General features: G+C 72.3%; 20 protein-coding genes and 1 pseudogene. 6 read left to right on the plus strand and 15 right to left on the minus strand.

Annotated elements, in window-relative coordinates; translation table 11 throughout:
- Positions 1-14: 14 nt before the first annotated feature.
- From araA to araB, 7 genes are all read right to left on the minus strand, one after another.
- Positions 15-1,511 (minus strand): L-arabinose isomerase, encoded by a 1,497-nt coding sequence (gene araA, locus Cba03nite_RS08725; protein ID WP_203743894.1) that lies wholly within the window; start codon positions 1,509-1,511, stop codon positions 15-17.
- 35 nt (positions 1,512-1,546) lie between these two features.
- A complete protein-coding gene (gene yjfF / locus Cba03nite_RS08730) occupies positions 1,547-2,542 on the minus strand; it encodes a galactofuranose ABC transporter, permease protein YjfF (protein WP_203743896.1) in 996 nt (331 codons plus the stop codon).
- On the minus strand, positions 2,539-3,606 hold the full coding sequence (locus Cba03nite_RS08735) for an ABC transporter permease (protein ID WP_203743898.1): 1,068 nt from the start codon (positions 3,604-3,606) through the stop codon (positions 2,539-2,541). Before Cba03nite_RS08735 ends, yjfF begins: the two co-directional genes overlap by 4 nt.
- A complete protein-coding gene (locus tag Cba03nite_RS08740; protein ID WP_203743900.1) occupies positions 3,603-5,126 on the minus strand; it encodes a sugar ABC transporter ATP-binding protein in 1,524 nt (507 codons plus the stop codon). The genes Cba03nite_RS08735 and Cba03nite_RS08740 overlap by 4 nt, the downstream gene beginning before the upstream one ends.
- 79 nt (positions 5,127-5,205) lie before the next feature.
- On the minus strand, positions 5,206-6,207 hold the full coding sequence (locus tag Cba03nite_RS08745; protein ID WP_203743902.1) for an ABC transporter substrate-binding protein: 1,002 nt from the start codon (positions 6,205-6,207) through the stop codon (positions 5,206-5,208).
- Positions 6,208-6,334: 127 nt separating this feature from the next.
- Positions 6,335-7,012, minus strand: a complete 678-nt coding sequence (locus Cba03nite_RS08750) for an L-ribulose-5-phosphate 4-epimerase (protein WP_203743904.1) — start codon at positions 7,010-7,012, stop codon at positions 6,335-6,337.
- Entirely contained in the window at positions 7,009-8,646 is a 1,638-nt protein-coding gene (araB, locus tag Cba03nite_RS08755; RefSeq protein ID WP_203743906.1) for a ribulokinase, read from the minus strand. Before araB ends, Cba03nite_RS08750 begins: the two co-directional genes overlap by 4 nt.
- A 531-nt stretch (positions 8,647-9,177) precedes the next feature.
- On the opposite strand from araB, the pseudogene Cba03nite_RS40235 reads away from it, so the two are divergent.
- Together Cba03nite_RS40235 and Cba03nite_RS39595 are read left to right on the plus strand one after the other, a co-directional pair.
- Positions 9,178-9,279, plus strand: a pseudogene (locus tag Cba03nite_RS40235) (helix-turn-helix domain-containing protein); the annotation flags it as partial.
- Positions 9,280-9,776: 497 nt separating this feature from the next.
- Positions 9,777-10,529 (plus strand): RNA-guided endonuclease InsQ/TnpB family protein, encoded by a 753-nt coding sequence (locus Cba03nite_RS39595; protein ID WP_239125567.1) that lies wholly within the window; start codon positions 9,777-9,779, stop codon positions 10,527-10,529.
- A 26-nt stretch (positions 10,530-10,555) separates the two neighbouring features.
- Here Cba03nite_RS39595 and Cba03nite_RS08770 read toward each other — a convergent pair whose 3' ends face one another.
- Positions 10,556-11,620, minus strand: coding sequence for an alanine racemase (locus tag Cba03nite_RS08770; RefSeq protein WP_203743910.1), 1,065 nt, complete (start codon positions 11,618-11,620; stop codon positions 10,556-10,558).
- A gap of 88 nt (positions 11,621-11,708) precedes the next feature.
- Between Cba03nite_RS08770 and Cba03nite_RS08775 the strand changes: the two genes are divergently transcribed.
- On the plus strand, positions 11,709-12,425 hold the full coding sequence (locus Cba03nite_RS08775; RefSeq protein ID WP_203743912.1) for a hypothetical protein: 717 nt from the start codon (positions 11,709-11,711) through the stop codon (positions 12,423-12,425).
- An 89-nt stretch (positions 12,426-12,514) separates the two neighbouring features.
- The gene (locus tag Cba03nite_RS08780) at positions 12,515-13,150 is read left to right on the plus strand and encodes a hypothetical protein (RefSeq protein WP_203743914.1); all 636 of its coding nucleotides are present in this window, start codon (positions 12,515-12,517) and stop codon (positions 13,148-13,150) included.
- On the opposite strand, the gene Cba03nite_RS08785 is transcribed toward Cba03nite_RS08780, so the two are convergent.
- The 7 genes from Cba03nite_RS08785 to Cba03nite_RS08815 all read right to left on the minus strand — a co-directional run bounded on the left by Cba03nite_RS08785 (position 13,122) and on the right by Cba03nite_RS08815 (position 18,699).
- The gene (locus tag Cba03nite_RS08785) at positions 13,122-13,556 is read right to left on the minus strand and encodes a TIGR03668 family PPOX class F420-dependent oxidoreductase (RefSeq protein ID WP_239125568.1); all 435 of its coding nucleotides are present in this window, start codon (positions 13,554-13,556) and stop codon (positions 13,122-13,124) included. The genes Cba03nite_RS08780 and Cba03nite_RS08785 overlap by 29 nt on opposite strands.
- Entirely contained in the window at positions 13,553-14,383 is an 831-nt protein-coding gene (locus Cba03nite_RS08790; protein ID WP_203743918.1) for an LLM class F420-dependent oxidoreductase, read from the minus strand. Before Cba03nite_RS08790 ends, Cba03nite_RS08785 begins: the two co-directional genes overlap by 4 nt.
- A gap of 98 nt (positions 14,384-14,481) precedes the next feature.
- Positions 14,482-15,186, minus strand: a complete 705-nt coding sequence (locus tag Cba03nite_RS08795) for a hypothetical protein (protein ID WP_239125569.1) — start codon at positions 15,184-15,186, stop codon at positions 14,482-14,484.
- Positions 15,158-16,444: a hypothetical protein gene (locus Cba03nite_RS08800; protein WP_203743920.1), complete on the minus strand. Its 1,287-nt coding sequence runs from the start codon at positions 16,442-16,444 to the stop codon at positions 15,158-15,160. The genes Cba03nite_RS08795 and Cba03nite_RS08800 overlap by 29 nt, the downstream gene beginning before the upstream one ends.
- Positions 16,441-17,187 carry an ATP-binding cassette domain-containing protein gene (locus tag Cba03nite_RS08805; RefSeq protein WP_203743922.1) on the minus strand — a complete coding sequence of 249 codons (747 nt, stop codon included), beginning with the start codon at positions 17,185-17,187 and terminating at the stop codon, positions 16,441-16,443. The genes Cba03nite_RS08800 and Cba03nite_RS08805 overlap by 4 nt, the downstream gene beginning before the upstream one ends.
- A gap of 77 nt (positions 17,188-17,264) precedes the next feature.
- Entirely contained in the window at positions 17,265-17,615 is a 351-nt protein-coding gene (locus Cba03nite_RS08810; protein WP_203743924.1) for a hypothetical protein, read from the minus strand.
- Positions 17,616-17,865: 250 nt separating this feature from the next.
- On the minus strand, positions 17,866-18,699 hold the full coding sequence (locus tag Cba03nite_RS08815) for a PhzF family phenazine biosynthesis protein (RefSeq protein WP_203743926.1): 834 nt from the start codon (positions 18,697-18,699) through the stop codon (positions 17,866-17,868).
- Positions 18,700-18,839: 140 nt separating this feature from the next.
- On the opposite strand from Cba03nite_RS08815, the gene Cba03nite_RS08820 reads away from it, so the two are divergent.
- Positions 18,840-20,075: a sensor histidine kinase gene (locus Cba03nite_RS08820; protein ID WP_239125570.1), complete on the plus strand. Its 1,236-nt coding sequence runs from the start codon at positions 18,840-18,842 to the stop codon at positions 20,073-20,075.
- Positions 20,072-20,725 carry a response regulator gene (locus Cba03nite_RS08825; protein ID WP_203743928.1) on the plus strand — a complete coding sequence of 218 codons (654 nt, stop codon included), beginning with the start codon at positions 20,072-20,074 and terminating at the stop codon, positions 20,723-20,725. The genes Cba03nite_RS08820 and Cba03nite_RS08825 overlap by 4 nt, the downstream gene beginning before the upstream one ends.
- The last annotated feature ends 7 nt before the right edge of the window (positions 20,726-20,732 follow it).

Consider the following 20,732-nt stretch of genomic DNA (forward strand, 5'->3'; position numbering starts at 1 on the left):
CGGCGGCGGACCGGTCAGAAACCGCGGGCGAGGCGGTAGTACGCCTGGTTCCAGCGCAGCTCGTCGGCGAAGCGGCGCGGGGTGGTGTCCGCGTCGATGACGACCAGCTCGGTGGTGCTCATCTCGGCCAGGTCGTGCAGCTCGTCGACGCCGACGGCCTGGGACAGCACGGTGTGGTGCGGGCCGCCCGCGGTGAGCCACGCCTGCGCGGAGGAGGCCAGGTCGGGCCGAGGCTTCCAGACCGCGCGGGCCACGGGCAGCTTCGGCAGCGGCTGCGGCGGGGCGATGACGTCGACCTCGTTGGCGACCAGGCGGAACCGCTCCCCCATGTCGGCCAGGCCCATCACCACCGCCGGTCCCTCGGCAGCGTCGAAGACCAGGCGCACCGGGTCCTCCTTGCCGCCGATGCCGAGCGGGTGGATCTCGACGCGCGGCGTGCCGGCCGCGATGGTCGGGCAGATCTCCAGCATGTGCGCGCCGAGGATGACCTCCTGGCCGGGGCTGAGGTCGTAGGTGTAGTCCTCCATGAACGACGTGCCGCCGGTGGTGCCGACGGACATCGCCTTGAGCGTGCGGACCAGCACCGCGGTCTTCCAGTCGCCCTCGGCGCCGAAGCCGTAGCCCTCGGCCATCAGCCGCTGCACCGCGATGCCGGGCAGCTGGCGCAGCCCACCCAGGTCCTCGAAGTTGGTGGTGAACGCGCGGAACCCGCCGGCCTCCAGGAAGGAGCGCAGGCCCGCCTCGATGCGGGCGGCGTAGCGCAGGGCGTCGTGGCGGTCGCCGCCCGGCCGCAGCTCGTTCGCCAGCTGGTAGCTGTCGTCGTACTCCTTGACCAGCGCGTCCACCGAGGCGTCGCTTGCCGCGTCGACGGCGGCGACCAGGTCGTTGACGCCGTACGTGTTGACCGACACGCCGAAGTGGAGCTGCGCCTCGACCTTGTCGCCCTCGGTGACCGCGACGTCGCGCATGTTGTCGCCGAAGCGGGCCAGCCGCAGCGAGCGCATCGCGGAGTAGCCCAGCGACGCCCGCACCCAGGTCGCGATACGGGCGACGGTACGCGGGTCGCTGACGTGCCCGGCGACGGTCTTGCGGGCCACCCCGAGCCGGGTCTGCACATACCCGAACTCGCGGTCGCCGTGCGCGGCCTGGTTGAGGTTCATGAAGTCCATGTCGATCTCGGACCACGGCAGCGCCACGTTGGCCTGGGTGTGCAGGTGCAGCAGCGGCACCCGCAGCGCGTCCAGGCCCGAGATCCACATCTTGGCCGGGGAGAAGGTGTGCATCCAGGCGATCACCCCGACCGCGCCCGCCATGTCGGCCTGGCGGCAGACGTCGAGGATGTCGGCGGCGGACGTGAGCACCGGCTTCCACACCACGCGGGCGGGGATGGCCGGGTCGGCGTCGAGCTGCTGCGCGAGCAGGCGCGACTGGTCGGCCACCTGCTGCAGCGTCTCCGGGCCGTAGAGGTGCTGGCTGCCGGTGAGGAACCAGACCTCGGGGGGTGTCGTCATGGTGCGTCGCCTTCCGCTGGAACGGGTTGCTGGGGCTACTTCTTGCGGATGCCGATGAGGCGTTGGAGGAGGATGAACGCGAACAGCAGGCCACCGATCACGATCTTGGTCCACCAGGAGTTGAGGGTGCCGTCGAAGGTGATGAGGGTCTGGATCACGCCGAGCACCAGCACGCCGAGCACGGTGCCGAGCACGTACCCGGAGCCGCCGGTGAGCAGGGTGCCGCCGATGACGACCGCGGCGATCGCGTCCAGCTCCATGCCGACCGCGATCAGCGGGGCGCCGGACAGGGTGTAGAAGCTGAGCAGGATGCCGCCGATGGCCGAGCACAGCCCGCTGATCGTGTAGACCATGATCTTCGTACGGGCCACGGGCAGGCCCATGAGCAGCGCGGACTGCGGGTTGCCGCCGATGGCGTACACGTTGCGGCCCAGCCGCGTGTAGGCCAGGGCGTACGCGGCGACGGCGACGACCGCGAACGCGATCAGCACGCTGATCGACACGAAGTTGCCGCGCGGGTCGCCGATGCGCTCCTGGGCCACACCGGTCCAGAACGGGTCCGTGATGGGGATGGACGAGTTGCTGATCCAGTTGCACATGCCGCGGGCGAAGAACATCCCGGCCAGCGTCACGATGAACGGCTGGATCTCGAAGTAATGGATCACGCAGCCCATCACGAACCCGAGGGTCGGCCCGATGAGCAGCGCGATCAGTAGCACCAACGCGGCCGGCAGGCCGTTCTGCAGCAGCGACGCCGATACCATCGCCGTCATCGCGACCACCGAGCCGACGGACAGGTCGATGCCGCCGGTGAGGATCACGAAGGTCATGCCGACCGCGACGACGAGCAGGAACCCGTTGTCGATGAAGGCGTTGAAGACGACCTGGATGTCGGAGAAGGCGCGGTACTGCGAGACGCCGATGCCGTACATGACCAGCAGCAGCGCGAACGTGGCGAGCACGGGCACGTGCCGGCGTGGCAGCCGCCACCGCCCGATACGGGCGAGGTTCCCCAGATCGGTGGTGGTCATGCGGGCACCTGCTCCTTCTGCGGCGCCGCCGCGACCGTCGGGGTGGCGGGCGGGCGCCGCCGGGCGAACCTGGCCCGGAACGCCGGGGCCTGGATGAGGCACACCACGATCACGACGACTGCCTTGAACAGCAGCGACGTCTGCGGGCTGATGTTCATGGCGTACACCGTGGTGGTCAGCGTCTGGATGATCAGCGCGCCGATCAGGGTGCCGCTGAGCGAGAACCGGCCGCCGGCCAGCGAGGTGCCGCCGATGACGACGGCGAGGATCGCGTCCAGCTCGATCCAGAGCCCGGCGGTGCTGCCCGCGGCGCTGGACACGTCTGCGGTGATCATGAATCCGGCCACGGCGGCGCAGATCCCGGCGATCACGTACACCAGGAACGTGATGCGCCGCGCGCGAATGCCGGCCAGGCGGCTGGCCTCGGCGTTGCCGCCGACCGCCTCGATGATCAGGCCGAGTGCGGTGCGCCTGGTCAGCACCGCGATGAGCAGGGTCACCGCGATCGCGATGAGGATGGCCACCGGCAGCGTGAGCCAATATCCGGCGCCGATCACCCGGTACGGGTCGGAGTTGATGGTGATGATCTGGCCCTCGGTGATCAGCTGCGCGAGACCGCGCCCGGCCACCATCAGGATCAGCGTGGCGATGATCGGCTGGATGCCGATGACGGAGACCAGCAGCCCGTTCCACGCTCCGGCCACCAGCGCCAGGCCCAGTGCCAGACCCAGCGCGGTGAACAGGGTCGACAGGCTGTTCTGGTCGGCGGCCTGGCTGATGTGCAGGCACGCCATCGATCCGGCGATGGCGCACACGGAGCCGACGGACAGGTCGATGCCACCGGTCGCGATCACCAGCGTCATGCCGAGCGCGACCAGGATCAGCGGCGCGGACAGCCGTACGATGTCGACCAGGCTGCCGTACAGGTGGCCGTCCTTCACCTCGATCGACACGAAGCTCGGCCGGTAGGCGGTGTTCGCCGCGATCAGCACGACCAGGACGACCAGCGGCCAGAACAGCCGCTGCCCGGAGGCTGCGGCGAGCCGGGTGCGTACTTCACTCATGAGCTGGCTCCGCTCGCGATGGTGGCCATGACGCGATCGGCGTCGAGGGTGTCGTCGTTGGCCAGCTGGGTGACCATCCGCCGGTCGCGCATCACGGCGACCTTGTGGCTCAGCCGCAGCACCTCCTCCAGCTCGGCGGAGATGAACAGCACCGCCATGCCGCCGTCGGACAGCTCCACCACCAGACGCTGGATCTCGGCCTTGGCGCCGATGTCGATGCCCCGGGTGGGCTCGTCGAGGATCAGCAGCCGCGGCTCGGTGATGAGCCAGCGGGCGAGCACGACCTTCTGCTGGTTGCCGCCGGACAGGTTGCGCACCGGCATCTCGGGGTCGGCCGGGCGGATGCTGAGCGCGTCGATGTACTTGCGCACCAGCTCGTCCTGGCGGCGGCGCGGGATCGGCCGGGTCCAGCCCCGGGCGGCCTGCATGGCCAGCATGATGTTCTCACGCACGGACAGCTCGCCGACCAGGCCCTCGATGCGCCGGTTCTCGGAGCAGAACGCGATGTCGCGGGCGATCGCGGCGATCGGGGTGCGGATCGCGGCGGGGCTGCCGTCCATGGTGATCCGGCCGTGGTCGGGACGGTCGGCGCCGAACAGCAGCCGGGCGACCTCGGTGCGCCCGGAGCCCAGCAGCCCGGCCAGGCCGACGACCTCGCCGGCGTGGATGGTCATCGAGAACGGCGCGACCGAGCCCTTGCGGCCCAGCTCGGCGGCCTCGAGCAGGGGCGTGGACGCCTCGACGGCGGCCAGCTCGCGCTTGGGCTGCTCGTCGAGCCGCTCCAGCGCGTCCAGCTCCTTGCCGATCATCTTCTCGACCAGCGCGAGCTGGGGCAGCTCGGCGGTGGGGTACTCGCCGACCAGGCGGCCGTTGCGCAGCACCGTGATGCGGTCGGCGACCTCGTACACCTGGTCGAGGAAGTGGGTGACGAACAGGATGGCGATGCCCTCGTTCTGCAGCTGCCGCATGATCCGGAACAGCTGGGCCACCTCGCTGCTGTCCAGGCTGGACGTGGGCTCGTCGAGGATGAGCACCCGGGCCTGGATGTCGATGGCGCGGGCGATGGCCACCATCTGCTGCACCGCCAGCGAGCAGGTGCCCAGCGCCGCGGTGACGTCGATGTCCAGCTCCAGGCGGGCCAGCAGGGCGCGGGCCCGGCGGCGCAGCTCGCGCCAGTTGATCGCGCCGAGGATGCGCGGCTCCCGGCCGATGAAGATGTTCTCCGCCACCGACAGGTTGGGGCAGAGGTTGACCTCCTGGTAGACGGTGCTGACGCCGGCCGCGCGGGCCTGCATCGGGCCGGTGAACGACACCTGCTGCCCGTCGAGCGCGACCACGCCGCTGTCGGCGGTGTACACACCGGTCAGCACCTTGATGAGGGTGGACTTGCCGGCCCCGTTCTCGCCCATGAGGGCGTGGATCTCGCCGGGGAACAGGCGGAAGTCGACCGAGTCGAGGGCCCGTACGCCGGGGAAGGTCTTGCTGATCGTGGTCATCGTCAGGACCGGCTGCCTACCCATCCCACCAGACCTTTCATGTGGATTGCCGGAGGCGGGGCCGCCGCGGCGTGCTACCGGCGGCGGCCCCTCGGTGTGCGGATCAGTACTTGCGGTTGGGCAGAGCGGCCTTGGCCTGCTCCGGCGTGAAGGTGGTCTCCTCGGTCTCGATCCGCTGCGGGATCGTCTCACCGGCCTTGACCTTCTTCACCAGGTCCATCAGCTGGGGCCCGAGCAGCGGGCTGCACTCGGCGATGAAGTTGAACTTGCCGTCGGCGAGGGCCTGCATGCCGTCCTTGACCGCGTCGATGGTGATGATCTTGATGTCCTTGCCGGGCACCTTGCCCGCCGCGGTGATCGCCTCCAGCGCACCCAGACCCATGTCGTCGTTGTGCGCGAACAGCACGTCGATCTTCGGGTTGGCCTTGATGAACTGCTCCATGACCGCCTTGCCGCCGGCCCGGGTGAAGTCACCGGTCTGCGACGCGATGATCTTCAGGTTCGGGTTGGCCGCGATGGCCTCGGCGAAGCCCTTCTTGCGGTCGTTGGCCGGCGCCGAACCCGTCGTGCCCTGCAGCTCCACGATGTTCACCGGGCCGGTGGCCGACTTCATCTCGTTGACCAGCCACTCACCGGAGAGGCGGCCCTCCTTGACGAAGTCCGAGCCGATGAACGTCTTGTACAGCGACTTGTCGGCCGAGTCGACGGAGCGGTCGGTGAGGATCACCGGGATGCCCGCGTCCTTGGCCTCCTTCAGCACGTTGTCCCAGCCGGACTCCACCACCGGCGAGAAGGCGATCACGTCGACCTTCTGCAGGATGTAGTTGCGGATGGCCTTGATCTGGTTCTCCTGCTTCTGCTGCGCGTCGTCGAACTTCAGCTCGATGCCCGCCGCGGCCGCCGCCTCCTTGATGGAGTTGGTGTTCGCGGTGCGCCAGCCGCTCTCGGCGCCGACCTGCGAGAAGCCCAGCGTGATCTTGCCGTCGTCGGCCGGCTCGCCGCCGGTGTCACTGTTGCCACAGCCGGCGAGGGCGCCCGCGACCAGGCTCGCGGACAGCACCGCGACGGCTGCGCGTCGCGTGAACTGCTTGCCCAAGGTGAACATGCGATCTCCTTGATGGGTGAGGGCATAGCCGATCCGCCCCCTACCGGACGGAACGGTGTTTCAGTGGTGCGCGCGGTGAGAGGTGGTACGCCGCCGGGCTCGGCGGCCGTGGAGCGGTGCGGTGCAGCTACGGCGCGGGCGGAGGTGCGACCTGGCCGTAGACGTTCTGGTAGCGGGCGTAGAGCGAGTCCACGTCCGCCTGTGCCATCGGCACGGGCTCGCCCAGCATCCGCGTCAGGTGCGCGGTGCGGGCGACGTCCTCGCACATCACTGCGGCCTTGACCGCCGCGCGGGCGTCCCTGCCGATGGTGAACACGCCGTGATTGCGCATCAGCACGGCCGGCGAGCGGTGCCCGGCCAGCGTGGCGACGATGCCCTTGCCGATGTCGTCGCCCCCGATCAGCGCGAACGGCCCGATCGGGATCTCCCCGCCGAACTCGTCGGCCTGGGCGGTCAGGTGGCACGGGATCGCCTCGCCGCGGGCAGCCCACGCCGTGGCGTAGGTGCTGTGCGTGTGCACCACGCCGCCGACCTCGGGCATCGCCCGGTAGACGTAGGCGTGCGCGGCGGTGTCCGACGACGGCGACAGGTCGCCCTCGACCACGTCGCCGTGCAGGTCGCACACGATCATGTTGGCCGGGCTGAGGTCGTCGTAGGACACCCCGCTCGGCTTGATGACCATCAGCTCCTTGCCGGGCACCCGCGCCGACACGTTGCCGGCCGTCCAGGCGACCAGCCCGTAGCGGGTCAGCTCGGCGTGCAGCGCGGCGACGGTCTCGCGCACCTCGGTGACGGTCTGGCTCATGCGTGGGACTCCCCCCGGGCGGCGTTACGGATGGCGCGCAGGCGCAGCATGACGTCGTCGCCGCCGCGCCCGAAGTGGTCGTGCAGCAGCCGGTACTGCGCGTACAGCGCGTCATAGGCTGCAGCCCGCTCGGGGTCGGGCTGGTAGACGCCCCGGTGCACGCGGCCCATCGCGTCGGACGCCTTGTGCACGTCCGGGTACGCCCCCGCGGCGACCGCGGCGTGGATCGCCGAGCCGAGCGCCGGGCCCTGGGCCGAGCCGATGATGCTCAGCGGCCGGTTCGTGACGTCCGCGTAGATCTGCATCAGCAGCGTGTTCGTGGTCAGCCCGCCCGCCACGACGATCTCCTCGACCGGCACGCCCGCCTCGGCGAACGCCTCGATGATCATGCGCGTGCCGTACGCCGTCGACTCCAGCAGCGCCCGGTACACGTCCGGCGGGCGGGTGGCCAGGGTCAGGCCGACGATCAGGCCGGACAGGTCGTGGTTGACCAGCAGCGAGCGGTTGCCGTTCCACCAGTCCAGCGCGATCAGGCCGTGCGCGCCGACCGGCTGCGCGGCGGCCTGCTGCGACAGCACCTCGTGCGAGGCGTAGCCTGCGGGCGCGGCGTGCTCGACGTACCACCCGAAGATGTCGCCGACGCCGCTCTGCCCGGCCTCGTAACCCCAGGCGCCGGCGCTGATGCCGCCGTCCACGACGCCGCACATGCCGGCCACCTCGGCGGGCACCGTCCCGTTGACCACATGGCAGGTGGACGTGCCCATGATGGCGACCAGGCGGCCCGGCTCCAGAGCCTGCGCCGCGGCGGCGGTCACGTGCGCGTCGACGTTGCCGACCGCGACCGCGATGCCCTCCGGCAGCCCGGTCCACGCCGCCGCCTGGGCGGTCAGCGAGCCCGCCCGCTCCCCCAGCGCCGCCGGCGGGCCGTCCAGCTTGGCCGGGAAGCCGATGAAGTTCGGGTTCAGCGCGGACAGGTAGTCCGCGGACGGGCCCGCCCCGTCCTGGAAGATGCCCTTGTAACCGGCGGTGCAGACGTTGCGCGTCTCCACTCCGCACAGCTGCCAGACGATCCAGTCCGCCGCCTCGACGAAGCGCTCGGCGCGGGCGTAGACCGCCGGGTCCTCCTCCAGCAGCTGCAGGCCCTTGGCGTACTGCCACTCGGCGGAGATCTTGCCGCCGTAGCGGCCCAGCCACGGCTCGCCGCGCTCGGCGGCCACCCGGTTGATCCGGTCGGCGTGCGGCTGCGCCGCGTGGTGCTTCCACAGCTTGACCCAGGCGTGCGGGCGCTCGCGCAGGTCGGGCAGCTCGCACAGCGGCGTGCCGTCGGCCAGCGTGGGCAGCACGGTGCACGCCGTGAAGTCGATCCCGATGCCGATCACGTGCTCCGCCGGCACGCCGCTGTCCGCCAGGGCCGCGGGCACCGCGTGGCGCAGCACCTCGCGGTAGTCGTCCGGGTCCTGCAGGGCCCAGTCGGGCGGCAGCGGCGCCCCCGTCGCGGCGAGCACCGTGTCCATGACCGCGTGACGGTACTCGTGCACCGCCGTGCCGACCTCGGCTCCGTCGCTGACCCGGACCACCAGGGCCCGTCCCGACAGCGTGCCGTAATCCACGCCGACGACGTAGCGGTCGCTCATCCCAAAACCTCCGCGGTGACTGTTGGCCCATAGTGTTAGCGCTAACATTCGGCACCGTCAAGACTCGTTTTCGTAACGTGCGCGCAATCGCGACCGCACACCGTCCTGACTGGTCAGCCGTATTGTGCTGCATCAGCCCGACCAGGACGGGCAACCTGGCACACGGTGAATGCTTGACGCGTCGGCATGTTCGCGCTAACACTTACGGGCACCGCAAGCGCTCGATGGGTGTACCGGCGGCAGACGGCGTTCTGCGGCCGGGTAGTCCGCCGTCGCCGTCCATTCCGGAGGACGGGCGGCGGATCAGAACGGCGGGCGGGGGTGGCACTTCATGCGGTGAGAGCGACACCCCCGCCCGTCCTGCACGACCGCCTCGTGGAAGGGTGTCCAGCTGCTGGTGGTGGAGTGAGCTTTGGTGCGCTCCAGCGTGTGCTGGTGTGCTCGGCCCGGTCGATATCTGCGCGCGGTGGCGGTCTTGTCGTACGGGTCGCCTAGTCTGCGCGGGTGTCCGATGTGGCTGGTCGCGTGGTGGTGCAGGCGTACCGGTTCGCCCTGGACCCGACCCCGGCCCAGGACCGTGACCTGCACCGCCATGCCGGTGCGGGGCGGTTCGCGTTCAACTGGGCCCTGGCGGCGGTGCGTGCCAACCTCGACCAGCGCGCCGCCGAGCGCACCTACGGCCTGGACGGTGAGCAGCTGACGCCCGCGCTGGGCTGGTCCCTGCCCGCGTTGCGGCGCGCCTGGAACACGGCCAAGCCGCAGGTGGTGCCGTGGTGGGGGCAGTGCTCGAAGGAAGCCTTCAACACCGGACTGGATGGTTTGGCGCGGGCGCTGGGCAACTGGTCGGCGTCGCGGTCGGGCCGCCGTGCCGGTGCGCGGGTGGGGTTTCCGCGGTTTCGGTCGCGGCGGCGGGTGACGCCGTCGGTGCGGTTCACCACCGGCACGATCCGGGTCGAGGACACCCGCCACCATGTGACCCTGCCCCGGCTGGGCCGCATCCGCACCCACGAATCGACCCGCAAACTGGCCCGCCGCCTGCACGCGGGCACGGCCCGCATCATGTCGGCCACCGTCCGCCACACCGGTGGGCGCTGGCACGTGTCGTTCACCGTGCAGATCACCCGCACCGTATGCACCCCCGCTTACTCGCAGCAGACTGTCGGTGTCGACGTCGGCATCGCCAACCTGGCGGTGCTGTCGACGGGGCAAATCGTGCCCAACCCCGCCATCTGGCCGCCGCTGCCGGGCGGCTGCGCGCCGCAGCCCGGACCCTGTCCCGACGGCAAGGACCAGACCGGCGCACCGGCCGGCAGCCGTCCCGGCGCTGGCAGCAGGCCAAAGCCCGCCTGGCCCGCGCACACGCCCGGGTCGCGAACCTGCGCGCCGACGGCCTGCACAAACTCACCTCGTCCCTGGCCGGCACCTACGGCACGATCGTGGTCGAGGACCTCAACGTCGCCGGGATGATCCGCAACCGGCGCCTGGCCCGGCACATCGCCGACGCCGGGTGGGCCACCCTGCGCCGGCACCTCGAATACAAGACCACCTGGAACGGCGGCCGCCTGATCACCGCCGACCGCTGGTTCGCCTCCTCGAAGACCTGTTCGTCCTGCGGCGCAGTGAAACCCAAACTGCGCCTGCGGGAACGGACCTACACCTGCGAGCACTGCGGCCTCAGCATGGACCGTGATCTGAACGCCGCGATCAACCTGCAGCAGTACGTCGCCCGGAGTGGCTGGGAGACGCAAAACGGCCGTGGAGCCGACCGTGAGACCGCCCTTGTGGTGGCAGGTGGCTGTGAAGCGACTACCCCGCACCACCTTGGTGGGTCAGGCGGGGACCGTCGGCTGGCAACGGCCGACTGCAACACGAGTGATCACTAGAGCTCACTCGATTGCAACGGAACCGCTCAGGTGTTCGCGCCGCGGGCGGCCACCGCCCACCGGTCGACGACCTCGCCGCGCGAGGTGATGACCAGCTCGTCGTTGAGGTTCACGGTCGCGCAGACGTGGTTGGGCACGACCCGCACCCGCGAGCCCGGCTCCGGCAGCGGCGTGCCCGCCGGGAACACGACCGTCGTGTGGTGCTCCGACTGGGCGGTGATGCGCGCCTCGGGCAGGTCGGGCAGGCGGCCGTAGCCGGTGTTCCAGGGGGCGCGGTCGGCGCCGAGCGCCTTACCGCCCGCGTCCAGGATGACGTGACCGGGCGCGCGGCTGACCACGGTCGCCGTCGCCGTCAGCGCGACGTCGGCCGGCTCGCAGCTGCCCAGCTCCCACTGCTGCGCGTCGTTGAGGGCGTACACCCCCGGCCGGATCTCGGAGACGTCGGCGGTGTCGGTGTACCAGGCCGTCGGCGTGGACCCGCCGCTGACGACGCTCACCTCCAGCCCCGCCGCGCGGACCGCGTCGGCGGCCTGCCGCAGCGCCGCCGCCTCCTGCACGGCCACGTCCTTGCCCGCGCCGATCGCGGAGTACCCGTGGCCGGGGAAGGTGAACACGCCGCGCACCCGCAGCCCGGCCCGTGCCGCCGCGAGCGCCACCGCACCCGCCTCGCCCGGCTGGACACCGCTGCGGTGATGCCCGCAGTCCACCTCGACCAGCACCTCCACCAGGCCGCCGGCGTGCTTGGCCAGCGCCTGCGCGCTCGCGGCGCTGTCCACGCCCACGGCGACGGCCGCGCGCTCCGCGACGGCCCGCAGCCGCGCCCCCTTGGCCTGGTCGATCCAGAGGGGGTACGCGATGAACAGGTCGGTGCAGCCGCCGCCGGAGAAGATCTCCGCCTCGGCGACGGTGGCCACGGTCAGCCCCACCGCACCGGCGTCGAGCTGCCGCCGCGCGATCTGCAGGCACTTGTGCGTCTTGGCGTGCGGGCGCAGCGCCGCCCCGCGCTCGGCGGTGAAGGCCGCCATCCGGGCGAGGTTGCGGTCCAGGACGTCGAGATCCACCGACAGGTACGGCGTGGGCAGCTGATCCATGCCGTCATGCTGCCATCGCATGCGGGTCGGCGCACGGTTCCGGCACGTTCATTCGTTAGCCCTGGCTGCGCCGGGGTAGGCGGAGGCCATGAGCACACGCACCATCCTGATCGGACTGGCGGCCACCGCCCTGCTCGCCGGGTGCGCGCCGTGGCGCGACGGCCGCGAGGCGGACGGCGGAGAACCCGGGCACCGCGAGCACGTCGCCGTCGCCGCGCGCGGGGACCGTGACGCGGCGGCGCTGGCCGTGGTCGGCGGCGCCACCACGGTGACCGTACGGGCCGTGGACCTGGGCGCGGACCTGTTCCGGATCAGCACCCCGCCGGATTCGCGGCTGGCCCCGGAGGTGGTCGAGTCGGGCGGCCGGTTCGAGCTGCATCTCGCCGAGACCGGCAGCACCGGGCCCGCCGCCGTGGAGGTGCTGCTCGACCAGCGGGTGCGCTGGGATCTGCGCCTGTCCGGCGGGAGCACCGAGACGCTGGTGGACCTCGGGGCTGGGCGGCTGTCGGCGCTGGACTTCGCGGCCGGGTCGAGCCGGATCGAGGCCGTGCTGCCCGAGCCCGACGGCGCGGTGACGGTGCGCATGGGCGGCGGCGCGAACACGTTCCTGGTCCGGGTGCCCCAGGCGGTGCCGGTCCGGGTGTCCGCCGGGGGCGGCGCCGCCACGGTGACCGTCGACGGCGTACGCCGCTCCGGCATCGCCGGTGGCACCGTCTTCACCCCGCCGGGCTGGGCCGACGCCGCCGACCGCTACGACGTGGACGCGACGGCGGGCGTCTCCACCCTCACCGTCGACCGCCGCTGAGCGGGGCGTCGCGTCGGGGGGCCGCGCGTCGTTGAGGAGGATGCCCGGCCGCCGGCCGTGGCGGACCGCGCACCGACGATGAGCCGCGAATGACACCGGACCAGGAGTGGGAGGCCGCGCTGCGGCAGCACGCCGCCGCGCAGTCCGCCGCCGTGACCGCCGCCCGGGACACGGCGGCCTGGCCGCCCGGCGTGGACCGGGACGCCGTCTACACGCTGGGTCACCGGATCAACGACTACGTGCACCGGTTCCTGGTGGAGATGCACGCCGCGCACGGGCCACGGCTGTGGGCGGCGATGTCGCGGGCGGCGCGGATCCACACGGCGCTCGGCGAGGAGCGGCGGCGGCGCGTACGGTGGCACCGCCTGTCGGGGGCGTACCTGCCCGCGCCCGGCCCGGACCACTGGGACGAGCGCGCCTACGCGCTGCTGGCGAGCAGCGTGCCGGTGCGGGTCGAGCCGGGTTTCGTGATGTGGCGCAGGCCGCTGTTCAACGCGTACTCCCCGCAGCTGTTCGTCACCACGCACGGGCTGTGGGGTGTGCTGCGCTACGACGGTGACGTGGGGACGGAGTGGACGGGGCGCTCCGGCTGGGTGGTGTCGCTCGGCTTCCGGACCCGGGCCGAGTTCGCCGCCGAGCCCGACCTGTTCCTGGACCGGCCGCCGGCCGACTTCGCACCCGCGGTGCTGCGGGTGCTCACGGACTGTGTCCGGGCTCCCCTGTGAACCCCGCGCCGGACCAGGTGGTCCAGCGCGTCACGGCGACGGCGACGACCGGGCCCGGCGGCGGCTCGGCGTACTGCGGATAGCGGGCCGTGAGCAGCGCCAGCGCGGTGCCGGTGGCGGGATCAGCGGGGTCCAGCACCCGGGCGGTGCCGTCGGCGCGCACCCACCACAGCCGCGACCAGTCCTCCTCGTAGTGGTCGGCGAGCAGGCACACCCGCGGCTCGGCGGCGATGTTGGCCAGCCGGCGCAGCGCCGTGGTGCGCTTGGGCTTGCGGTCCACCGCCGTGTACACGGTGTCGCCGTCCACCGCGAACACCACCGGCACCAGGTGCGGGGTCCCGTCCGCGCCGACGGTGGCGAGCCGGGCCACCCGGGCCGCGGCGAACCGCTCCCGCGCGCCGCTCACCCCTTGGTGAACGTGCCGATGGCGGTCTCCCACGCGTCCAGCGCCCGGTGCACCACGCCTTCGGGTCCGGAGGGCAGCCAGTGCATGGCCCGGCGGACCCCGGCGGCGGCGAGCCGCTCCAGCACCTTGGGATCGTTGGGCACGGACAGCACCTGCACCTGCACCGGCCGCTCGGCGCGGGTGCGCAGCCCGGCGATGCGGTCGAGCAGGGCGGCGTCCTCGCCCCAGTTCGGCAGCCAGCCGTCGCCGAACGCGAGCACCCGGTCCAGCACGGTCGGCCCGGTGCCGCCGACCAGGATCGGCGGGTGCGGCCACTGCGCGGGCTTCGGGTAGCACCAGATCCGGTCGAAGTCGACGTACCGGCCGGTGTAGCTGGCCTCGTGCCGGGCCCAGATCTCCTTCATCGCCTCGACCCGCTCGGCCATGACGGCCATGCGCACCTTCGGGTCGGTGCCGTGGTTGCGCATCTCCTCGCGGTTCCAGCCTGCGCCCACGCCGAACTCGAACCGGCCGCCGGACAGGTGGTCGATGCTGGCCACGGCCTTGGCGGTATGGATCGGATCGCGCTGGACGACCAGGCAGATGCCACTGCCGACGCGCAGCCGCGAGGTCGCCGTCACGGCCGCCGTCAGCGCCACGAACAGGTCGTAGCAGTGCCAGTACTTGGGCGGCATCTCGCCGAACGGGTACGGCGACTCGCGGCTGGCCGGGATGTGGCTGTGCTCGGCGAAGAACAGGGCGTTCTGGCCCCGGTCCTCCACGAGCCGGGCCACCTCGCCCGGGTGCATGCCGTCGTGGGTCGGGAAGTATCCGACGCCGAACTCCATGGCCATCCCCCTCACACGTCCGCCGCCAGCATAAGCACTCATAACGGCTTTATCAGGACGTTGTGGGATGACGGGCCGGGCTGCCGGACTGTTGCCGGTCACCGGCCCGGCGGCGCCTCGGCTCCGCGCCCCGGGCGTAGGGCGCGCATCCTCGGCGCCCGGCGCCGCCAGGGCGTCAACGAGTAGGCGACCAGCCCGGCGGAGCACAGCACCAACGCGAGTAGGAGGCTCGGCACGTCGTCGTGGGGACGGGCACTGAACTCCCACCACTGGTAGCGCCCGTCGCCGGCGAAGCCCCAGTACCAGAGGATCACCGCCGCCGCCGCGGGCAGGGTCCAGGCCAGGCGCCAGCCGAGCAGCGCGCCGGCCAGCAGGGCCAGGCCGAACCAGGCCAGCCAGGACCTCGCGATGACGATCAGCAGCAGCGGGTGGACCGCGAGCGCGGCCAGGCCGGCCTGGACCGCCAGGCACGCCGCGCTCATCCAGGCGAGGTGCAGGCGCTGGAGGCGGCGCAACCGCCGGGTCGCCACCACCTCCAGGTCACTCAGGCGGCTGTCCAGGGCGAGGACGGGCAGCACCGCGACGGCCATCGCCATCATGCGCCAGAGCGGGATCACCGCGCGACCCTGCTCGACCGCGGTCGGCACGGCCGCCTCCCAGCTGCCGACCAGCGCGGTCACGGCACCGCAGACGACCGCGGCCCCGAGCAGCGACCGCGTACGCCGAGCTGCCAGGAAAGCCCGCAGCTGCGCACGGAAGACGGCGGCCGCCGCCTCATCCGGCAGCTTCGCAGTACTGGACACGGAGGTGCTTCACCTCCTGCTCGGCCCAGTTGAACTGCTCGTCGAGGGGCCGGTCCGTGGCGACCGCCCGGCCGACCGCCCATGCCTGCTGGATCCGGGGCGGCGCGTTCGTGCGGTAGTCCGGGGCACCGCCACCGACGAGGTAGGCCTCCAGCCACGCCCCGACGGCGAGCAGCCGGCCGTCGTCGGCGTCGGTGAGCCGGCCCCAGGCGCAGCGCGCGCGGTCCTCGAAGGTGAAGGTCTCAGCGCTGATGGCGGTGCCGATGTCGCCGGCCGACGACCACGGACTGCCCTCAAGGATGTAGAAGAACGGCGGGCCCTGCTCGTCGTCGAAGAACTCGTTGCCCTGACCGTCCACCACCCGGACCCGCTCGACGCCGAACTCGTTGATCCGCGGCGGCAGCGTGAACGCGGCGGGCAGCCGGTCCAGGCGGGCACCCAGCTCGCGCAGTACGGGCAGGTACTTCTCGTGCTCCGGCCACAGGCACAGTGTCGTCCTGCCGGCCACGCAGACGGCATCATCACCGGGCGGCTCGCGGTCCACCACCACCGGCGCCGCGAACAGGACCACCATGATCCCCAGAAAGGCGGGCACGGGCACCAGCGCCAGCGTGCGCCGAGGGCCGCCGTTCATCCACGGCAGGGTCACCAGCAGGACCGCGATCATGCCGAACCGCAGCAGCAGCGCGCCCGGGTCGATCGCGACGTCAGGCCGGCCGGTGAGCACGATGAAACCGGTCCACTGGTCCATCAGGCCCATCAGGACCAGGCAGCCCAGCGACGCGACCAGCGACGCCAGCACGGAGCCGAAGAGCTTGCCCACGGCCCAGCCCAGGCAGACGCACAGCAGCGTGACGAATACGCCGTGGGCGAGGTAGCCGAGAAACAGGTGCACCCCGGGCGGGTTGGTCCGCACGGTCAGCGCACCGGCGACGAGCTGGCCGAGCAGGTACGGCACGAGCATGATGACAGCGGTCGCGGCGAGCCGGTGGCCCTCGAGCAGGGCCGGGTGGACCCGGGAGGCGGACAGCTGCTCCGCGACGCCGTGCCGGGTGGGTGCCGCCGACGCCCACGCGGAGGCGCCCGCGCCGAGCACACCGACGAGGTAGGCCGGGATCTGCCCGGCGGCACCCGTCTCCGGCCAGACCCCGATCCAGTGCCGGCCGCGCAGCAGGAGCACCGCCAGGTCCAGCGTGACGAGGACCGGAAGCGCCCACCGGAGCGGCGAGTTGCGCACGTGCAGCCACAGTGCCTTCACAGCTGCTGCTCCTCCTCCGGCAGCAGGTGCATGTACGCCCGCTCCAGGGCGGAATGGCCGGGCAGGTCCACCCGGCCCATCGCCTCGAGGTCAGGCACCGATCCGTCGAACTTCGCCACGCCGCCGTGCAGCACGATCACCCGATCGCAGATGGCCGCCACGTCGTCGATGAGATGGGTGCTGAGCAGCACGACAGTGTCGTCCAGCGCCCCGATGATCTTCCGGAACTGCAGCCGCTGCCGCGGGTCGAGGCCGACGGTCGGCTCGTCGAGCAGGACCAGCCGCGGCCTGCCCACGATCGCCCAGGCGATGCCCGCACGCTGGCGCATACCGCCGGACAGCTTCCCCATCCGGTCCCGGCTCCGGTCGGCGAGATCCACCATCTCCAGGACCTCGGCGACGTCCCGGCGCCACCGGCGTGCCGGTACGCCGCGCATCCACGCCGCGTAGGTGACGAAGTCGGCGACCGTCATCCGGGGGTCGAACCCGAAGTCCTGCGGAAGGTAGCCGACCTGGTCGCGTACGCGGCGGGCGCTGCGTTCGTCCTCGACCTCGACGCCGTCGATGTGGATGGTGCCGAACCGGGGCGGCATGATCGTCGCGACCGTGCGCAGCAGCGTCGTCTTGCCGGCCCCGTTCGGGCCGAGCAGCGCGGTGACGCCCGGGTGGAGGGTGCTGCTGAACCGGTCGATGACGTGCGTCTTCCCGTATCCCTGCGACACCGTTTTGAGTACGACCGTCATGGCTGTCATTCTCTTTCATGGAACGGAACCGGGAGCGCGGCTCTCGGCCGCGCTCCCGGTCACTGTGCCGCTGGGCGTCAGTAGTAGTAGATGTCGCCGTTGCTGGCGGAGAAGGTGCAGTCCACTCCCGGGTAGGTCGTGGTGCTGCCGACCCGCCGGAACTTCGGCAGGTAGCGGCGACCGGTGACCGAGCAGTCGATGGTCGACTCGTAGGTGCCGGTGGCCTCGGCGCCCGCCGAGTAGCACTTCTGCGCCCAGGCGGTGTTCCACCACTGCGTGTAGCAGTTGTAGACGTCGCCCGTGGCGCCCTGCGCCACGGCCGCGTTGGCACCGAGACCGAACGTCCCGGCCGCGAGGGCGCCCAGCACCGCCGCTTGTGCGACCTTCTTGGCCGTCAGGCGACGGAGCCGGCTGGATGATGCGAGCATTGACCCCTCCATTTTGTGAACGCGCAGGGGTATACGCCGACGTATGTCGGATGTAGACGCGTTCCCCCGTGTCTGCGGGAACGCTAACATCACCCGGCTCCCTCTACAAGGGATGGACCGTGGTCGTCGATACGCATCGTCGATCACCCTCGGGTGAGCCGTGCCGGCCCGGGCCCGAGGCAGCCGTGTTATCGCTAACAACGCCGCCTCGGTGCCACTCCCTGCCCGCTTCCCCCGGCCCGGGAGTCGCCTAGAGCGCCACGCCCCCGCCGGACACCGCGATGCCGGTCCCCTCGCCCGCACCGATCCCGACGGTGAGCAGGCTGGGACGGCCCATGTCGGCGCCCTGGTGCACGGTGACCGTGGCGGGCGTGTCCACCAGGCCGAGTTCACGCAGGTAACCGCCGAACGCGGCGGCCGCCGCGCCGGTCGCCGGGTCCTCGACCACGCCGCCGGGCGGGAACGGGTTACGGGCGTGGAACACCTCCGCCGACTCGCGCCACACCAGGTCGACGGTGGTCCACCCACGACGGGCCATCAGCTCGCCCAGCGCCGCGAAGTCGTAGTCCAGGTCGGCCAGCCGCGCGCGGCTGCCGGCGGCGATCACCGGGTGCCAGACCCCGGCGAAGGCGATGCGGGGCGGCAGTGCCGGGTCGAGGTCCTCCGCGGTCCAGCCCAGCGCCGCGAGCAGCTCGGCGAGGTCGTCCTCGGGCAGCGGCGCGGTACGCGGGGCCACGCTGGTCAGCGTCGCCGTCACCGTGTCGCCGGCATGGGCGGTGAGCACCTCGACGGTGCCCGCGGGCGTGTCGAAGACCAGCGGGCCGGTGCCGTGGCGCTCGGCGTACGCGACCGCGGCGGCGATCGTCGCGTGCCCGCAGAACGGCACCTCGGCCAGCGGGCTGAAGTAGCGCACGCCGAACCGGCCGCCACCTCGCGCGACCAGGAACGCCGTCTCCGAGTAGCCGACGTCGGCGGCGATGCGCAGCATGGCGGCGCTGTCGAGGCCGGTGGCGTCGAGGACCACCCCGGCCGGGTTGCCGCCCTTCGGGTCGGTGCTGAACGCGGCGTACCGCAGGATCTCCATGGCCCGACCGTAGCCCGCCCGGCAGGGCCCACCCACGGCCAATTCGGGACCGGTGGCCTCCCACCCCGTACGCCGGTATCAGGGGCGAATGGCTCCCCGGTACGACGACGCGGCGCGCGGGCGCGGCTAGGGTACGCCGGATGGAACGCGAGACGAGACGGCCGCGGGGCGGGCAGTCGCTCGCGGGACTGCGCCGCATGGCGTTCGGGCCGGACTATCCGCCCACGGGCACGCCCCGGCCGCGGTGGGCGCGCCTGCGCCTGTTCGCGGCGCCGGTGCTGCTGCTCGCGCTGGTCGGCCTGACCGCGGCGGCGGGCGAGTACCTGTCGGACAACCGCGGGATGTCCGGCGGCACTACGCTGGTGCTGGCAGTGGCCGGTACGGCCCCGGCGGCTCTGGCGCCGTACCGGCCGCTGTGGGCCTGGCGGCTGGCCTTCCTGGCCCAGTTCGCCGGCACGGCCGGATTCACCGCCACGGAGTCGTGGCCGTGGAACCCGGTGCAGATCCTGGCGTGCCTGTTCGTGCTGTTCCTCGTGGCGGTGCGCGCCGAGCCGGCCGTGAGCGCCTGGTGTTTCCTGCTCAGCCTGCTGCCGGTGTGGATGTACGTGCCGAACCGGGCCAACGCCTGGGGCGTCACGGTGCTGTTCACCGCGCTCCTGCTGGTCGGTGACCAGGTACGGCGGCGGCGGCGCAGCCAGCAGGAGCTGGCGGTGCAGGCCGAGCGCAGCGAGCTGGAGCAGGCAAAACGCGCCGTGCTGGAGGAACGCACCCGCATCGCCCGCGAGCTGCACGACGTCGTGGCGCACTCGATGTCGATGATCGCGGTACGCGCCGAGACCGCCCCGTACCGGCTGCCGGAGCTGCCAGACTCCGCCCGGGAGGAGTTCACCGAGATCGCCGGTTCGGCGCGGGCCGCGCTGGACGACATGCGCCGCCTGCTGACCGTGCTGCGCCAGAGCGGCGACCGCGCGCTGACCGCCCCGCAGCCGGGCCTGGCCGAACTCGCCCAGCTCGTCGAGGACGCCCGCGCGGCCGGGATCGACGCCGTGCTGGCCGCGAACGTGCCGACCGGCGCGGTCGGCGAGGCGGTCGCGCTGACGGCGTACCGGATCGTGCAGGAGGCGCTGGCGAACGCGGCCCGCTACGCGCCCGGCGCGAGGGTGGAGGTCGCGGTGTCCGGCGTCCCGGACGGGCTGTCGGTGCTGGTCCGCAACGGCCCCGCGCGGGGCACGCCGGAGCGGCCCGCACGCGGCGGGCACGGTCTGGTCGGGATGCGGGAGCGGGTCCATATCCTGGGCGGCGAGCTGTCCGCGCAGGCGACGGGCGACGGCGGGTTCGCCGTGACGGCGCGGCTGCCCCACGGAGGAGTGCTTTGATCAAGGTGCTGATCGCCGACGACCAGGCCATGGTGCGCCAGGGATTCGGCGCGCTGCTATCCGCCCAGCCCGACCTGGTGGTGGTCGGCGACGCCGCGAACGGCGCAGAGGCGGTGGCCGCGGCCCGGCGCTTCGACCCGGACGTGGTGCTGATGGACGTGCGCATGCCGGTGATGGACGGGCTGGAGGCGACGCGGCGGCTGGCCGGCGCCGAGCGCCCGAAGGTGGTCATCCTGACCACGTTCGATCTCGACGACTACGTGTACGAGGCGCTGCGCGCCGGGGCCAGCGGCTTCCTGCTCAAGGACGCCCCGGCCGCCGACCTGGTGCACGCGGTGCGGGTGGTGGCGGGCGGCGAGGCGCTGCTCGCGCCGTCGGTGACCCGGCGGCTGATCGCCGAGTTCGCCGCGCGCCCCCGGCCGGACCGGCCGCGGCCGGTGTCGCTGCACGCGCTGACCGCGCGCGAGACCGAGGTGCTCCGGATGGTGGCGCGCGGGCTGTCCAACCAGGAGATCGCCGCCGCGCTGGTGCTGGCCGAGCAGACGGTCAAGACGCACGTCAGCCGGATGCTGACCAAGTGCGGGCTGCGTGACCGGGCGCAGGCGGTGGTGCTGGCGTACGAGTCGGGTCTGGTCGCCGCGGGCGAGTAGCACCGCG

The organism is Catellatospora bangladeshensis, from assembly GCF_016862575.1.
GTDB classification, from domain to species: domain Bacteria; phylum Actinomycetota; class Actinomycetes; order Mycobacteriales; family Micromonosporaceae; genus Catellatospora; species Catellatospora bangladeshensis.

What these genes read in the sequence shown, in the direction of transcription:
- Cba03nite_RS08805 (WP_203743922.1), bottom strand. Translation starts at nt 17,187, where the DNA reads ATGACGGTCGTACTCAAAACGGTGTCGCAGGGATACGGGAAGACGCAC.
- Cba03nite_RS08745 (WP_203743902.1), bottom strand. Translation starts at nt 6,207, where the DNA reads ATGTTCACCTTGGGCAAGCAGTTCACGCGACGCGCAGCCGTCGCGGTG.
- Cba03nite_RS08770 (WP_203743910.1), bottom strand. Translation starts at nt 11,620, where the DNA reads ATGGATCAGCTGCCCACGCCGTACCTGTCGGTGGATCTCGACGTCCTG.
- Cba03nite_RS08790 (WP_203743918.1), bottom strand. Translation starts at nt 14,383, where the DNA reads ATGGAGTTCGGCGTCGGATACTTCCCGACCCACGACGGCATGCACCCG.
- Cba03nite_RS08750 (WP_203743904.1), bottom strand. Translation starts at nt 7,012, where the DNA reads ATGAGCCAGACCGTCACCGAGGTGCGCGAGACCGTCGCCGCGCTGCAC.
- Cba03nite_RS08740 (WP_203743900.1), bottom strand. Translation starts at nt 5,126, where the DNA reads ATGGGTAGGCAGCCGGTCCTGACGATGACCACGATCAGCAAGACCTTC.
- araA (WP_203743894.1), bottom strand. Translation starts at nt 1,511, where the DNA reads ATGACGACACCCCCCGAGGTCTGGTTCCTCACCGGCAGCCAGCACCTC.
- Cba03nite_RS08815 (WP_203743926.1), bottom strand. Translation starts at nt 18,699, where the DNA reads ATGGAGATCCTGCGGTACGCCGCGTTCAGCACCGACCCGAAGGGCGGC.
- araB (WP_203743906.1), bottom strand. Translation starts at nt 8,646, where the DNA reads ATGAGCGACCGCTACGTCGTCGGCGTGGATTACGGCACGCTGTCGGGA.
- Cba03nite_RS39595 (WP_239125567.1), top strand. Translation starts at nt 9,777, where the DNA reads ATGCACCCCCGCTTACTCGCAGCAGACTGTCGGTGTCGACGTCGGCAT.
- Cba03nite_RS08735 (WP_203743898.1), bottom strand. Translation starts at nt 3,606, where the DNA reads ATGAGTGAAGTACGCACCCGGCTCGCCGCAGCCTCCGGGCAGCGGCTG.
- Cba03nite_RS08780 (WP_203743914.1), top strand. Translation starts at nt 12,515, where the DNA reads ATGACACCGGACCAGGAGTGGGAGGCCGCGCTGCGGCAGCACGCCGCC.
- Cba03nite_RS08775 (WP_203743912.1), top strand. Translation starts at nt 11,709, where the DNA reads ATGAGCACACGCACCATCCTGATCGGACTGGCGGCCACCGCCCTGCTC.
- Cba03nite_RS08820 (WP_239125570.1), top strand. Translation starts at nt 18,840, where the DNA reads ATGGAACGCGAGACGAGACGGCCGCGGGGCGGGCAGTCGCTCGCGGGA.
- yjfF (WP_203743896.1), bottom strand. Translation starts at nt 2,542, where the DNA reads ATGACCACCACCGATCTGGGGAACCTCGCCCGTATCGGGCGGTGGCGG.
- Cba03nite_RS08810 (WP_203743924.1), bottom strand. Translation starts at nt 17,615, where the DNA reads ATGCTCGCATCATCCAGCCGGCTCCGTCGCCTGACGGCCAAGAAGGTC.